The organism is Mycobacterium tilburgii (assembly GCF_902168065.1).
GTDB classification, from domain to species: Bacteria; Actinomycetota; Actinomycetes; order Mycobacteriales; family Mycobacteriaceae; genus Mycobacterium; species Mycobacterium tilburgii.
Genome location: NZ_LR655697.1, coordinates 38,149 through 51,605, shown reverse-complemented (window position 1 = coordinate 51,605; position 13,457 = coordinate 38,149). Strand labels below are relative to the sequence as shown.

Below are 13,457 nucleotides of genomic sequence, written 5' to 3'. Positions count from 1 at the left end.
CGCCAGATGCCTGACGAAAACAATCTCGACAACCCCGAACATCCCGACGATGAAGGCTGGACGATGAAGGCTGCAAGAACGCTGGACGTGGTGCCGATGTCGGCTCGCGAAGACGCGACGATGGCAAGCAGGAAGGGGAGGCCGTCGAGGGGTGGACCACTCGACATCAGACCGATAACGAACGCGACCCACACGGATCCGGCATCCCAGGCATCGAGGACAAACCTGCGCCGCCGCCGAATCGGCGATCTTCTCTTCCCGGCCGGGTCCCGGTCTTTGACCAGAAGTGGTGAGATCGGCTTGGGTGTGGGGGACTTGCCGTCAGGGTGGCAAACATCCGGGGCCGCGACCCAAACATGGGTGTGACCCGCAGCAGTGTCAGTGGAATGACGATCGTCGGAATGCACGCCGTCAGCCCGCCGAACCCGTAGACGAGTAGGTTCCGCAGCGGATGTCGTCGCGAGACCAAAGTGATGCTGAGGCGCAACGGATCTAGTGCCGCGAGTAGCGTGGCCGTAGGCCCTTATGTCGGCGCATTGACGATGGAATTGCAGGCTGACACCGACTCGGAGGTCGCGGCATGGATTGCCGCAGGGAGGCCGCCAATCTTCTTTGGCTTTGGCAGCATAACGGTTAAGTCTCCCGCCGAACTGCTCAAAATCGTCAGCACAGCTTGTGCTCAGCTGGGCGAGCGAGCGTTGATTTACTCTGCTGCAACAGATTGCGGCGATACCGCAACTCTGAGTCACGTCAAAGTGGTGAAAGCGATGAATTACGCCGCCGTATTTCCGGCGTGTCGCGCGGTTGTGCACCACGGCGGCACTGGCACCACCGCAGCGAGCCTGCGCGCCGGAGTTCCCACCTTGATCCTGTCGGCAGACCTCGATCAAACCATCTGGGGTGTCGTGGTCAAACGATTGAAAGTGGGCACTGCACGGCGCTTGTCTGGTCTTACCAAGCAGTCGTTGATTAGCGCTCTCGGTACCGTCCTTGCTCCGGAATGCGCAGCTCGTGCCCGCGATATTGCACAGCGGATGACCAAACCGGCCGCGAGCGTGAAGGCGGCCGTCGATCTGGTGGAAACCATCGCCGCTGAGTCGCCGATGACCGGATCCCATCTACAGACGTTCAGCCGAAGCCGCGCTACCACCTAGCGGTATCGCGGCGGACAGCGAGGAGATCCTGGCGTCCAACCTCTGCCGAGAACATCGCCGGCCCAACTTGTTAGCCACAAGTGACGACGCGATCTATATTACCGCATATAATAATATTAATCATATTAATCATATATTGTCAGTCAGTAGAACCGAATGCGATCATCGCAGGTGGCGGATCGGCTTGTCGGCGCTGGCCTCACCTCATGGATAAATGTTGACAACCAACCCCTTTGACGACGATGCCGGAGCCTTCTTCGTGTTGATCAACGAGGAGGAGCAGTGCAGTTTGTGGCCGGTTATCGCGGATGTGCCGCCAGGTTGGCGGATAGTGTTCGGTGAAGCGGATCGCGCCGCGTGCATGGACTACGTCGATCAGAACTCGCCCATCTCCCGTGGGGTGTCGTTCACCGCGGAGGCTACCCCCTGCATTTCGTCGGGAACCGCTCCCATGATGGCCGATGTCGTGGACGCCGTGCAGATTTCGATGCCGGTGGCCAGAATCAAAGTAGGCCAAGCTAACTGCGTATATGTGCAATGCAGGGTCAGGCCCGACATGCACGCGAGGCCGGCTGCCATCAGCGCGGTTCCGATGAACAGCACCAGCCGCAATCCGAATTTCGGCACGTACCAGAACGACAACGCCGAGAAGATGCCGAGCGGCACCATGAAGGGGCCGAACGTAATTGCCGTCATCACGGCGAGTAGCCCACCATCTGTTACACATACGGCATGCCGACGTAGAAAGAAGCCGAACGTTGCGCCGAACAGCACGACGTTAGCTGCCACGCCGGTGCGAAGTTGGGTGTAGCCGTCGACGATCCAGTTCAGCTGTGACTACGTCGCGGAGACGGCCACCGCGAGGTCACCCAGCGCGGTGTTCAGTGCCGTAATCGAGGCGACGACCAGCGCGACACCCATGCAGGCGACCGCCGGCGTCCAGGCTCGCGCCCAAGGGCTACCTCCGATACCGACACCATCAGTACGCTGTTCACGCCGGACCTGGACAGCGGCGACATCGATTATGAACGCGTCTCCCTTCGGGGGTGTAACGAGATTCGAGCCAATGGTCTCGTTGATAGACCGATAGCCTTGGTTCTAAAACAGGAGGTGAGTCACAATCACCTAGGAGAGCACCGATCCCCGGCCCGCGCGGTCCCGGGCTCGTTTGCTGGAGGCCGCGGCGGCACTGCTGCGTTCCGGGGGCCCCAGCGCAGTGACCGTCGAAGCGGTGACTCGTACCGCGAACGTCGCGAGGGCCACCCTGTATCGCCACTTTCATAGTGAAAAAGATTTTCTGGCCGCTGCATTTAACAGTTTGATCCCGCCGTCGCCGATGCCGCCGCAGGAGGGTTCGTTACGCGATCGGCTGATCGCCTTAGTGCTCGAGCGGGCCGAGGCGGTCGCGCATGCGCCGGCGGTCATGACCGCCATGTCCTGGCTGGCGCTCGGGCGCGACCTGGAAGGCTTGCCCGAGCCCGATCACGCGCGCACCGCCGACAGCCTGGCTATCACCACCCTCCGCGAGCGCATCGCCCAGCAGTATGCGGCACCGTTCGACGCCCTGTTCGACAGCCCCGAGGCTGCCGAACTCGGGGAGGTGAACCGGTCCCGGGCCATCGCCCTACTGATCGGTCCACTGGTGCTGAGCCGGCTGTCAACCCTGCCGGATTTCGACTATCGCGAATGTGCATTGGCCGCGGTCGACGGGTTCCTGCACGTGCAGCGGACGCAGCGGCGTGCCAGCGCCGCGAGCATCGAATCGGCGGGTGCCTGAAACCGCGGCTGTTCAGATCGTGCTGTGCGCCAGCGCGGTCAGCTTGTCCAGGTATCGCAGTGCGTCCGACTCCGCCAGTGTCGGGAGCAGGAACGCGGCCTCATCGGCACTGGAGGCGGAAGCCATATCCGACATCGCAAACACGTTGTAGCGCAGCCTAACTAGACGCGGCGCGCCGGTTCTCGGGAACGGTTCGGCATAGGCGACGGGCATGTGGGAGTGCTCGGTAACGATCAGCGAGTGAAACCCTCGCTCTTCGACCGCCATGGCGAGCACGCCCGCAGAGATGCTTTTGTCGGTGACGAAAGTGGCGATGGATTGCGTCATGCATGGAGCTGGTTTCCTTTCCGGCCGTGGCTAGCGCAGTGCGTACCGAATGGGCAGCCGCTTGAGCCTGCCGACGAACGTCGTGGCGAGGAGTTCCGTTTCCCCGTTCAGATCAATGGATTTCAGCCGTGGTGACAGCTCGCTGAAGAACCCTTTCAGCTCTATCCGGGCCAGTGCCGCTCCCGGGCAGAAGTGCACACCATGACCGAATGCCAAGTGCTTGTTCGGATTTCGTCCGATATCGAAACGGAACGGATCGCCGAACACCTCTTCGTCTCGGTTGGCCGAGACGTAGGACAGGTACACCACTTCGCCCTTGGCGATCGGCACCCCGCGGATGACCGTGTCCGCCGCCGCGGTACGCATGAACTCTATTCACCGGCGTCACCCAGCGGATCATTTCCTCCGTTGCCAGCGGCATCAGGCTCAGGTCGTCGGTTAGCCGCTCGAGCTGATCGGGATGTTCGATCAGGGCTCTCAGGCCGCCGGCGATCGTCGAGCTGGTGGTGTCGTGGCCGGCGGTGGCGACGATCGTGTTCGGATAGGGGCGCCCCGTTGACCGTGACGTTAGCGATCGCGGAGGCCAGGTCGTCGGTGGGGTGTTCGCGTCGCAACGCGGTGAGCGCGGTGAAGTACGCGAACAATTCCGCCACCACTTCGTACTGCTCCTCGGGTGTGCCGCCGCGCTGGCGCTCGGGGTCGCTCACGCCGACAGCTGTTGGGTTAGGGTCAGCATGCGAGGAAAGTCCGATTCCGGCAGGCCCAGCAGCGACAGGATTACGTACAGCGGAAAGTTCACCGCGACCTCCGCTACGAAGTCGCATTCGCTGCCCGCGGCGGCCCTCTTGGCGACGTAGGTCTTGGCCAACTCGTCGACGCAGAGCTGTAGTGCTTGCATTGCCTTGGGCCGGAACCAGTCGGCGCCGATCGCGCGGGAATGCCCGATGGTCCGGTCGTCCATGTGGATCAGCGTGCGCAGGCCCGCGCCGGCCGCCACCTGGGCGCGGGGTCAGCGCCTCGGCCTCCGCGGGGACCAGAAGCGGCCGCGGGTCGTTGGTGAACAGCTGATGGGCTCGCTCGATCGGCCATGATGTCGGCGGGCTTGGTGATCGCCCAGAACGGGTTGTAGGGCGCACGATCGACCAGCGATACCGGCGCGTGCGCGCGTAGGTGGGTCAGCGCGGCATGTAACCGCGGCTCGTCGGTGAAGGCCGCGGGGTCGGCGAGGACGTGTGTGGCCGCATCGATCATTGGTGTGTCCATACTCCCCCGACGCCGGATTTTGTGCCTGGTATGTACGGGCGGCCACTCGGCGAAGGACCGTCCTCCTCTCAGCTACGCAAAATCGCCTATCGGGCCTGGTAGCGGAATATCGAGCGAGATATGGCCCGGAATTTTGAACAAGCCAGGATGTAGGGCATACTGTTCGGGTTGCCTTGAGCCGGGTCGCGCCTGGCCGGGCATACGACCCGCGCCCAAGCGGGCGCGTCCGGTCCCATCCTTGGAGCGACTATTTTTGGGAGCGACTATTTTTGGCCGCGAACGAGGCTGTGTGCGGGTGACACGCCCGACCGCGGGGACGGTGGACCACGACAGGTAAACAGCGGCGCAGCATCTGGCGCAGTGCTCGATCGGCCCCAGATGGGCCGGGTCGAGTCGGCGCGTCGGTGGCACCAGGCCCGGATACCCGGGCTTCCAGATGAGTGAGGGTAGGAGAAGCGTGGCGGGACAGAAGATCCGCATCAGGCTTAAGGCCTACGACCATGAGGCCATCGACGCCTCGGCGCGCAAGATCGTCGAGACCGTCGTCCGTACGGGTGCCAGCGTCGTAGGGCCGGTGCCACTGCCGACCAAAAAGAATGTGTATTGCGTCATCCGCTCCCCGCATAAGTACAAGGACTCGCGGGAGCACTTCGAGATGCGTACGCACAAGCGGTTGATCGACATTCTCGATCCGACGCCGAAGACCGTTGACGCGTTGATGCGCATCGATCTGCCGGCCAGCGTTGACGTCAACATTCAGTAGGAGATCCAGAAGAAATGGCGAGAAAAGGCATTCTGGGTACCAAGTTGGGTATGACGCAAGTGTTCGACGAGAACAACCAGGTTGTGCCGGTGACCGTGGTCAAGGCGGGACCCAACATAGTGACGCGCATCCGCACCCCGGAGCGCGACGGATACAGCGCTGTGCAGTTGGCCTACGGTGAGATCAGCCCACGTAAGGTCACCAAGCCCGTCACGGGCCAGTACGCCGCCGCGGGGATCAACCCGCGGCGTTTCCTGGCCGAGCTGCGGCTGGACAACCCCGACGCGGCGGCCGAGTACGAGGTCGGCCAGGAACTGACGGCCGAGATCTTCGCCGACGGCGCCTATGTCGACGTGACCGGCACCTCCAAGGGCAAGGGCTTCGCCGGCACCATGAAGCGGCACGGTTTCCGCGGCCAGGGCGCCAGCCACGGCGTTCAGGCGGTGCACCGCCGGCCGGGATCGATCGGCGGCTGCGCCACCCCCGCGCGCGTGTTCAAGGGCACGCGGATGGCCGGCCGGATGGGTAACGACCGGGTGACCGTGCAGAACCTGGTGGTGCACAAGGTCGATGCCGACAACGGCGTGCTGTTGATCAAGGGTGCGGTCCCCGGCCACACCGGTGGACTCGTTGTGGTCCGCACGGCGATCAAACGAGGTGAGAAGTAATGGCTGCCCTGAAAATTCAGGTCAAGACTCCGGATGGCAAGGTCGACGGTTTTGTCGAGCTGCCCGCCGAATTGTTCGATGCTGCGGCCAATATCGCGCTGATGCACCAGGTGGTCACCGCGCAGCGGGCCGCGGCTCGCCAGGGCACGCACTCGACCAAGACGCGCGGCGAAGTCAGTGGTGGGGGCCGCAAGCCCTACCGCCAGAAGGGCACCGGACGTGCCCGGCAGGGTGCGACGCGTGCCCCGCAGTTCACCGGCGGTGGCACCGTGCAAGGACCCAAGCCGCGCGACTACAGCCAGCGCACGCCGAAGAAGATGATCGCCGCGGCGCTGCGCGGGGCGCTATCCGACCGGGCCCGCAACGGCCGCATCCATGCGGTCACCGAGCTGGTGTCGGGTCAGACCCCGTCTACCAAGAGCGCCAAGGCATTTCTGAGCACCCTGACCGACCGCAAGCAGGTGCTGGTCGTCATCGGCCGCACCGACGAGACCGGTCAGAAGAGCGTGCGCAACCTGCCCGGCGTGCACATCCTTTCACCCGATCAGATCAACACCTACGACGTGTTGCGCTCCGACGACGTGGTGTTCAGCGTTGAGGCGTTGGGCGCCTACATCGCCGCGGCGACGGGCACCGCTGACAACACCGATGTGGAGGTTTCGGCCTGATGGCGACCGTCACTGACCCACGCGACATCATCCTGGCTCCGGTCATCTCGGAGAAGTCCTACGGACTGCTCGACGACAACGTGTACACCTTCGTGGTGCACCCCGATTCGAACAAGACGCAGATCAAGACCGCTATCGAGAAGATCTTCTCCGTCAAGGTCGCATCGGTTAACACCGCGAACCGACAGGGCAAGCGGAAGCGCACCCGGACCGGTTTCGGCAAGCGCAAGAGCACCAAGCGCGCGATCGTCACACTGGCCCCGTGCAGCAAGCCGATTGATCTGTTCGGAGCGCCGGCCTAGCCGGCCGTGCGCGGAGAGAAAGATCTGATTAGACATGGCAATTCGCAAATACAAGCCGACCACCCCGGGTCGCCGTGGTGCGAGCGTGTCCGACTTCGCCGAGATCACTCGTACGGAACCGGAGAAGTCCTTGGTGCGTCCGCTGCACGGGCACGGCGGCCGCAACGCGCACGGCCGCATCACCACTCGCCACAAGGGTGGCGGCCACAAGCGCGCGTACCGGGTGATCGACTTCCGGCGTAACGACAAAGACGGCGTCAACGCCAAGGTCGCGCACATCGAGTACGACCCCAACCGCACCGCCAACATCGCGCTGCTGCACTTCCTCGACGGGGAGAAGCGTTACATCATTGCTCCGCTTGGTCTTTCGCAGGGCGACGTGGTCGAGTCGGGCGCCAACGCCGACATCAAGCCGGGTAACAACCTGCTGCTGCGCAACATCCCGGCCGGTACGTTGGTGCACGCGGTGGAGCTGCGCCCGGGCGGCGGCGCCAAGATGGCACGCTCGGCGGGCACGAGCATCCAGCTGCTCGGTAAAGAGGGCGGCTACGCGTCGCTGCGCATGCCCAGCGGTGAGATCCGCCGTGTCGATGTGCGCTGCCGCGCCACCGTCGGCGAGGTGGGCAACGCAGAGCAGGCGAACATCAACTGGGGCAAGGCTGGTCGTATGCGCTGGAAGGGCAAGCGTCCGACCGTCCGCGGTGTCGTGATGAACCCGGTGGACCACCCGCACGGTGGTGGTGAGGGTAAGACCTCCGGTGGTCGTCACCCGGTCAGCCCGTGGGGTAAGCCCGAGGGCCGCACCCGTCAGCCGAACAAGGCCAGCAACAAGCTTATCGTCCGACGCCGGCGCACCGGCAAGAAGCACGGTCGCTAGGAAGTCGAGGAGTAACAGATGCCACGCAGCCTGAAGAAGGGTCCGTTCGTCGACGACCACCTGCTCAAGAAGGTGGACGTACAGAACGAGAAGAACACCAAGCAGGTCATCAAGACCTGGTCGCGTCGTTCGACGATCATCCCTGATTTCATCGGTCGCACGTTCGCGGTGCATGACGGCCGCAAGCACGTCCCGGTGTTCGTCACCGAGGCGATGGTCGGCCACAAGCTCGGTGAGTTCGCGCCGACGCGCACCTTCAAGGGGCACATCAAGGACGATCGGAAGGCCAAACGGCGATGACCTCAACTGAATTCCCATCGGCAACGGCCAAGGCGCGGTTCGTGCGGGTGTCGCCGACGAAGGCACGCCGGGTGATCAACCTGGTTCGCGGCAAGTCGGTGACCGACGCGCTCGACATCTTGCGTTGGGCGCCGCAGGCCGCCAGCGAGCCCGTCGCCAAGGTGATCGCCAGCGCCGCGGCCAACGCGCAGAACAACGACGGCCTGGACCCGTCGACCCTGGTGGTAGCCACGGTCTACGCCGACGAGGGGCCGACCGCCAAGCGCATCCGGCCGCGCGCCCAGGGGCGTGCCTTCCGGATACGCCGCCGCACCAGCCACATCACCGTGATCGTGGAGAGCCGTCCGAGTAAGGACCAGCAGTCGCCCAAGTCGTCGCGGGCCCGTCGCGCCGAGGGCAGCAAGGCCGCCGGCAAGGCGCCCGCCAAGAAGGCGGCTCTGAAGGCTGAGACCAAATCCGAAGCCAAGACGTCTGAGACTGCCGAAGCGAAGGGAGGCTCAGACTAGTGGGCCAAAAGATCAATACGCACGGCTTCCGGCTGGGGATTACCACCGACTGGAAGTCCCGCTGGTACGCCGACAAGCAGTACGCCGACTACGTCAAAGAAGACGTGTCGATCCGCCGGCTGTTGTCCACCGGTCTGGAGCGCGCCGGCATCGCCGACGTGGAGATCGAGCGCACCCGCGACCGGGTCCGCGTCGACATCCACACCGCGCGTCCAGGCATCGTCATCGGCCGCCGCGGCACCGAGGCCGACCGCATTCGCGCCGACCTGGAGAAGCTGACCGGTAAGCAAGTCCAGCTGAACATCCTCGAGGTCAAAAACCCCGAGTCGCAGGCACAGTTGGTGGCCCAGGGCGTTGCCGAGCAGCTTAGCAACCGGGTGGCGTTCCGTCGCGCGATGCGTAAGGCCATCCAGTCGGCGATGCGTCAGCCCAACGTCAAGGGCATTCGGGTGCAGTGCTCGGGCCGCCTCGGTGGCGCTGAGATGAGCCGCTCGGAATTCTACCGCGAGGGTCGGGTCCCGCTGCACACGCTGCGCGCCGACATCGATTACGGCCTGTACGAGGCCAAGACCACCTTCGGCCGGATCGGTGTAAAGGTTTGGATCTACAAGGGCGACGTCGTCGGCGGCAAGCGCGAACTCGCCGCTGCCGCACCGGCGGCCGCCGATCGTCCGCGCCGCGAACGGCCATCGGGCACCCGCCCGCGCCGCAGCGGTGCGTCGGGTACCACGGCCACCAGCACCGAGGCCGGCCGGGCCGCGGGCGCCGCGGCCGAGGGCGGTTCCGCCCCCGACACCGCAGAGCACGGAGAGCTGGATCATGTTGATTCCCCGCAGAGTTAGGCACCGCAAGCAGCACCACCCCCGCCAGCGCGGCATCGCCAGCGGCGGTACGGCGGTGAACTTCGGCGACTACGGCATCCAGGCTTTGGAGCACGCCTACGTCACCAACCGGCAGATCGAGTCCGCTCGTATCGCGATCAACCGGCACATCAAGCGTGGTGGCAAGGTGTGGATCAACGTCTTCCCCGACCGTCCGCTGACCAAGAAGCCCGCCGAGACCCGGATGGGTTCCGGTAAGGGTTCCCCGGAGTGGTGGGTGGTCAACGTGAAGCCGGGCCGGGTGCTGTTCGAGCTCAGCTATCCCAACGAGCAGACGGCACGGGAGGCCCTCACCCGGGCGATCCACAAGCTCCCGATCAAGGCACGCATCATCACACGAGAGGATCGGTTCTGATGGCAGTCGGTATTTCGCCTGGCGAACTGCGCGAGCTCACCGACGAGGAGCTCACCGATCGCCTGCGTGAGTCCAAGGAGGAGCTGTTCAACCTGCGCTTCCAGATGGCGACGGGGCAGCTCAACAACAACCGCCGGCTGCGCACGGTGCGTCGGGAGATCGCCCGTGTGTACACGGTGCTGCGAGAACGAGAACTGGGCCTGGCATCTGCTCCTGAGGGTCCCGACGGAAACAAGGAATCGTGATGGCAGAAGCTAAAGCCGCCTCGAAGGCCGCCGCAAAGGACGGCGCTTCGAAAGGGAAGGGCCCCCAGCGCACTCCGGCCAACCCCAAGACGCGCGGGCGCCGCAAGACGCGCATCGGCTACGTGGTGAGCGACAAGATGCAGAAGACCATCGTGGTCGAGCTGGAAGACCGCACCCGCCACTCGCTGTACGGCAAGATCATCCGGACCACCAAGAAGGTCAAGGCGCACGATGAGGACAGCGTCGCCGGTATCGGCGACCGCGTGTCGCTGATGGAGACGCGTCCGATGTCGGCCACCAAGCGGTGGCGGCTCGTCGAGGTGTTGGAGAAGGCCAAGTAGTCCCCGAGCATTAAACGTCCGAGACCGGATGGACTCGGGTGTTTTGCTTTTCGAGCGGCGGCACCGCTACGACGAAAAGAGATAGCAATATTCGCCGCGGCGTTACGCTCGGCGCATGTCTGCTGACTCGCGCGAATTTCAAGGCAAGATACCCCGAGGATGGCTACCATTGGTCAAAAGATCTGTGGATGTGCAGGGCCCCGACAGCGAGCCGTGGTCGCCGCAGGACACGGTGCGGCCCTGGGACTCGCTGGGCGACGAGGAGAAGAGATTGTTCAGCCGGATGACCGAGGTGTTCGCCGGCTTATTCAGTTACACCGATGCCCAAATCGTCCTTATCCTCGACCATCTCGAGGAATCCGGCCAGCTGGACAACACCCTCGTCGTGGTGATCTCGGACAATGGGTGCCAGCGGTGAGGGCGGCCCGAAACGGATCGGTGAACGAGAACAAGTTCTTCAACGGGTACATCGACAACGTCGAGGAGAGCATGAAGCCCTTCGACCACCTCGGCGGGCTGCAGACCTACAACCATTACCCGATCGGATGGGCGATGGCGTTCAACACTCCCTACAAGCTCTACAAGCGCTATGCCTCAGACGAGGGCGGCGTCGCTCGGCAATCATCTGCTAGCCCAACGGGATTGCGGCGCGCGGCGAGGCCCGTGACAACTACGTCAACGTTTGCGACATCACCCCGACGGTCTACGACCTGCTGGGGATGACACCGCCGGAGACCGTCAAGGGCATTGCGCAGAATCCCTTAAACGGTGTCAGTTTCAAAGCGGCCCTTGCTGATCCGAACTCTTACACCGAACCCAGTTCTACACCATGCTGGGCACCCGTGGGATTTGGCACGACGGCTGGTTTGCCAACATCGTCCACGCCGCCAGCCCAGCGGGGTGGTCACACTTCGACGTCGACCGTTGAAAGCTGTTCCACATCGATGCCGACCGCAGCCAGTGCCACGACTTGGCCGCCGAAATCCGTGGCCGTTCATTCGGGATTCTGGCCGACGTGACGGTGGATACCACAGGGGCCGAAGGGGTGCTGTTCAAGCAGGGCGGCGCGCATGGCGGTCACGTGTTGTTCATCCGGGACGACCGTTTGCACTATGTCTATAACTTCCTGGACGAGCGCCAGCAGTTGGTTTCCTCCTCGTGCACGGTGCCGTTGGGCAGACATCTATTCGGCGCCAGTTACGCGCGGACCGGCACGGTGCCGAACAGCCACACTCCGCTTGGCGACGTGACGCTGTTCATCGACGACGAGGTGATCGGCACGCTCGCGGAGGTGATCACGCACCCGGGCGCGTTCGGTTTGGTCAGCGCTGGCATCACCGTCGGCCGCAACGGCGGTTCCGGCGTATCCAGCTGCTACAAAGTGCCATCAACCTTCACCGGGGGCAGCATTGCTGCGGTCACCGTCGATTTGTCCGGGCGACCCTATATCGACGTGGAGCCGAACTTGCACTTGCCTTTTCGCGCGACTGAGCGCGCAAGGCGAGCCAGGTCCGCCGCGACGGACGCGGCGGGGACCATCTGCGTCCTGACATGCGTTGCGGTGGTATGCGGAAAGTCCATGGATGGCAAAGCCGTTCGCGCCTGCACGACGTCTTCGACGGCGAACGCGACGACCACATCGGGTGCACCGCGCCGCTTTGACCCGACCGAGCCGGTACCCGGCATCGAGACCACCCTCCCCGCCCACATCCCACCGAACGCCCTGGTGTGCTTCCCGCCGCCTAATGGGAACGGCCGGATGACCCCCGCTGCGGTGTCGGATCCGGTGGCCCCCAAGCTGACCGTGCCGATACCCGATGGCTGGAATTCGGCTCCCGGCACCGTGGCGTTGACCGCAACCGACCCCGACGGTTTGTCGCTACAGGTGACCATCAGTTCTGACCGGCCTCGAACCGGGCGGGGCATTCCTGCGGTACGGTGCCGCTGCGCACTGCCAAGCCGGATGTGCAGGACACCGTCACCGCGACACAGTTCTGTGGCTACAGCAGCCAGTTTATCAGCGGCACCATCGGACGACCCGCCCGCGTGACCTTTGCCGACCGCATCACCCACATCTGGACAAACGCCCAGACCTACCTGGTGGCTATTCACATCGAGGGACCCGCGGGCGCAGTGGGGTTCGGTCCGGCGAAATCCATAGCAATGCAGCAATTCGCGGTCGTAATCCCTTGAAACCCCGGCGTGGCTGCTAGCATCTGCCCGTGCCCTAAGCAGCAGGCAGCAAACTGTTCGTCCAACTTGTGGTGGTGATGGCCGTTGACTGTACAAGCTCCGCCGCTACCGCCGTCGCCGCCAGAATCGCTGGCACGGCAAATGGCGATCGCGTTCGGGATCGTGGTGGCCATCCTGAGCGTCTACGTGATGTCCCTGATCGCAGTACACCTGTTGGCGAAGTCGGCGCCCCCGCTGCCCGCGGTGGACTTCAGCAAGGTCGAGGCCGAGGACAGTGTGGTGCAGGTGAGCCTCAGCGAGTTCAAGACTGTGATCAATCGACTTACGGTGAATGTGCTTGTCTATCACAATGATTAGTTGTACGACAAGAATTTCCGGTGTGCTGACCACCGGCGCGGCCGTGCGAATGTACCCGGACAACGATCTCGGCGACCTGCAATATCTCGTCTGTTCGGCGTCCACTACCTGCAGCGATCCGAGGAGCCGCTGCCGCCACTGGATCTGAGCCAGGGCGGCGGCAACGACACGATCGTGCAGTTGCTACCCGACGACCTCAAGACAACCGCGCATAGCTCAAGGTCGATGTCCTGGTTTATCCCCCGGATTCGTTGTACGACAAGCGATTCAACGTACTCAATACCGACGTCGCGGTTCGCCTGTACATCTCCGGTTCCCGGCGGGGAAGGCCCGGCGCAGTTGGACACCGCCATCGAGGCCCACGGCGATCCGGCCAATTGGCCCTTCTACACCTAATACGGCCGAAAAGATCTCGGCCGGCATGCTGATCGGTGCCGGCGATCGCCGCTAGAAGGTGCCGGCCCGGGTCGAGGTCACCGG

Annotated in this window: 17 protein-coding genes and 4 pseudogenes; 18 read left to right on the top strand and 3 right to left on the bottom strand. The window is 63.9% G+C overall.

The features are described from left to right. Nucleotides 1-521: 521 nt before the first annotated feature. Nucleotides 522-1,154 (top strand): annotated as a pseudogene (locus FQ389_RS05645) (glycosyltransferase); the annotation flags it as partial. Nucleotides 1,155-1,371: 217 nt separating this feature from the next. Beyond that, nucleotides 1,372-1,536: pseudogene (locus tag FQ389_RS19185) on the top strand (MbtH family protein); the annotation flags it as partial. Here the strand turns inward: FQ389_RS19185 and FQ389_RS19180 are convergent. Further along, entirely contained in the window at nucleotides 1,530-1,928 is a 399-nt protein-coding gene (locus tag FQ389_RS19180) for an MFS transporter (RefSeq protein WP_260860533.1), read from the bottom strand. The pseudogene FQ389_RS19185 and the gene FQ389_RS19180 overlap by 7 nt on opposite strands. 394 nt (nucleotides 1,929-2,322) lie before the next feature. Between FQ389_RS19180 and FQ389_RS05635 the strand changes: the two genes are divergently transcribed. Next, nucleotides 2,323-2,931, top strand: a complete 609-nt coding sequence (locus FQ389_RS05635; RefSeq protein ID WP_144206312.1) for a TetR/AcrR family transcriptional regulator — start codon at nucleotides 2,323-2,325, stop codon at nucleotides 2,929-2,931. A gap of 12 nt (nucleotides 2,932-2,943) precedes the next feature. On the opposite strand, the gene FQ389_RS05630 is transcribed toward FQ389_RS05635, so the two are convergent. Then, nucleotides 2,944-3,258, bottom strand: a complete 315-nt coding sequence (locus FQ389_RS05630) for a hypothetical protein (RefSeq protein WP_144206311.1) — start codon at nucleotides 3,256-3,258, stop codon at nucleotides 2,944-2,946. Nucleotides 3,259-3,288: 30 nt separating this feature from the next. Continuing rightward, a pseudogene (locus tag FQ389_RS05625) lies at nucleotides 3,289-4,521 on the bottom strand (cytochrome P450). A 457-nt stretch (nucleotides 4,522-4,978) separates the two neighbouring features. On the opposite strand from FQ389_RS05625, the gene rpsJ reads away from it, so the two are divergent. The 15 genes and pseudogenes from rpsJ (at nucleotide 4,979) to FQ389_RS22160 (ending at nucleotide 13,373) form a co-directional block, all read left to right on the top strand. Then, a complete protein-coding gene (gene rpsJ, locus FQ389_RS05615) occupies nucleotides 4,979-5,284 on the top strand; it encodes a 30S ribosomal protein S10 (RefSeq protein WP_144206310.1) in 306 nt (101 codons plus the stop codon). Between the two features lie 14 nt (nucleotides 5,285-5,298). Further along, the gene (rplC, locus tag FQ389_RS05610; protein WP_144206309.1) at nucleotides 5,299-5,952 is read left to right on the top strand and encodes a 50S ribosomal protein L3; all 654 of its coding nucleotides are present in this window, start codon (nucleotides 5,299-5,301) and stop codon (nucleotides 5,950-5,952) included. Continuing rightward, a complete protein-coding gene (rplD, locus tag FQ389_RS05605; RefSeq protein ID WP_144206308.1) occupies nucleotides 5,952-6,620 on the top strand; it encodes a 50S ribosomal protein L4 in 669 nt (222 codons plus the stop codon). Before rplC ends, rplD begins: the two co-directional genes overlap by 1 nt. Continuing rightward, complete coding sequence (gene rplW, locus FQ389_RS05600) at nucleotides 6,620-6,922, top strand: 50S ribosomal protein L23 (protein WP_144206307.1); 303 nt, start codon at nucleotides 6,620-6,622, stop codon at nucleotides 6,920-6,922. Before rplD ends, rplW begins: the two co-directional genes overlap by 1 nt. A gap of 34 nt (nucleotides 6,923-6,956) precedes the next feature. After that, the gene (gene rplB, locus FQ389_RS05595; RefSeq protein ID WP_144206306.1) at nucleotides 6,957-7,799 is read left to right on the top strand and encodes a 50S ribosomal protein L2; all 843 of its coding nucleotides are present in this window, start codon (nucleotides 6,957-6,959) and stop codon (nucleotides 7,797-7,799) included. Nucleotides 7,800-7,817: 18 nt separating this feature from the next. Next, the gene (gene rpsS, locus FQ389_RS05590; RefSeq protein ID WP_144206305.1) at nucleotides 7,818-8,099 is read left to right on the top strand and encodes a 30S ribosomal protein S19; all 282 of its coding nucleotides are present in this window, start codon (nucleotides 7,818-7,820) and stop codon (nucleotides 8,097-8,099) included. Then, complete coding sequence (gene rplV / locus FQ389_RS05585) at nucleotides 8,096-8,605, top strand: 50S ribosomal protein L22 (protein ID WP_144206304.1); 510 nt, start codon at nucleotides 8,096-8,098, stop codon at nucleotides 8,603-8,605. The genes rpsS and rplV overlap by 4 nt, the downstream gene beginning before the upstream one ends. Continuing rightward, nucleotides 8,605-9,447, top strand: coding sequence for a 30S ribosomal protein S3 (rpsC, locus tag FQ389_RS05580; RefSeq protein WP_260860520.1), 843 nt, complete (start codon nucleotides 8,605-8,607; stop codon nucleotides 9,445-9,447). Before rplV ends, rpsC begins: the two co-directional genes overlap by 1 nt. Beyond that, nucleotides 9,425-9,841 carry a 50S ribosomal protein L16 gene (gene rplP / locus FQ389_RS05575; protein WP_144206303.1) on the top strand — a complete coding sequence of 139 codons (417 nt, stop codon included), beginning with the start codon at nucleotides 9,425-9,427 and terminating at the stop codon, nucleotides 9,839-9,841. Before rpsC ends, rplP begins: the two co-directional genes overlap by 23 nt. After that, a complete protein-coding gene (gene rpmC, locus FQ389_RS05570; RefSeq protein WP_144206302.1) occupies nucleotides 9,841-10,086 on the top strand; it encodes a 50S ribosomal protein L29 in 246 nt (81 codons plus the stop codon). Before rplP ends, rpmC begins: the two co-directional genes overlap by 1 nt. Then, nucleotides 10,086-10,427: a 30S ribosomal protein S17 gene (gene rpsQ / locus FQ389_RS05565; RefSeq protein ID WP_144206301.1), complete on the top strand. Its 342-nt coding sequence runs from the start codon at nucleotides 10,086-10,088 to the stop codon at nucleotides 10,425-10,427. The genes rpmC and rpsQ overlap by 1 nt, the downstream gene beginning before the upstream one ends. A 184-nt stretch (nucleotides 10,428-10,611) precedes the next feature. Beyond that, nucleotides 10,612-11,918 (top strand): annotated as a pseudogene (locus tag FQ389_RS05560) (sulfatase-like hydrolase/transferase); the annotation flags it as partial. 447 nt (nucleotides 11,919-12,365) lie between these two features. Next, nucleotides 12,366-12,620, top strand: coding sequence for a hypothetical protein (locus tag FQ389_RS05555; protein WP_144206300.1), 255 nt, complete (start codon nucleotides 12,366-12,368; stop codon nucleotides 12,618-12,620). Nucleotides 12,621-12,761: 141 nt separating this feature from the next. Continuing rightward, the gene (locus FQ389_RS05550; protein WP_186296278.1) at nucleotides 12,762-12,977 is read left to right on the top strand and encodes a hypothetical protein; all 216 of its coding nucleotides are present in this window, start codon (nucleotides 12,762-12,764) and stop codon (nucleotides 12,975-12,977) included. Further along, nucleotides 12,978-13,373, top strand: coding sequence for a DUF4436 domain-containing protein (locus FQ389_RS22160; protein ID WP_260860519.1), 396 nt, complete (start codon nucleotides 12,978-12,980; stop codon nucleotides 13,371-13,373). Nucleotides 13,374-13,457: the final 84 nt, after the last annotated feature.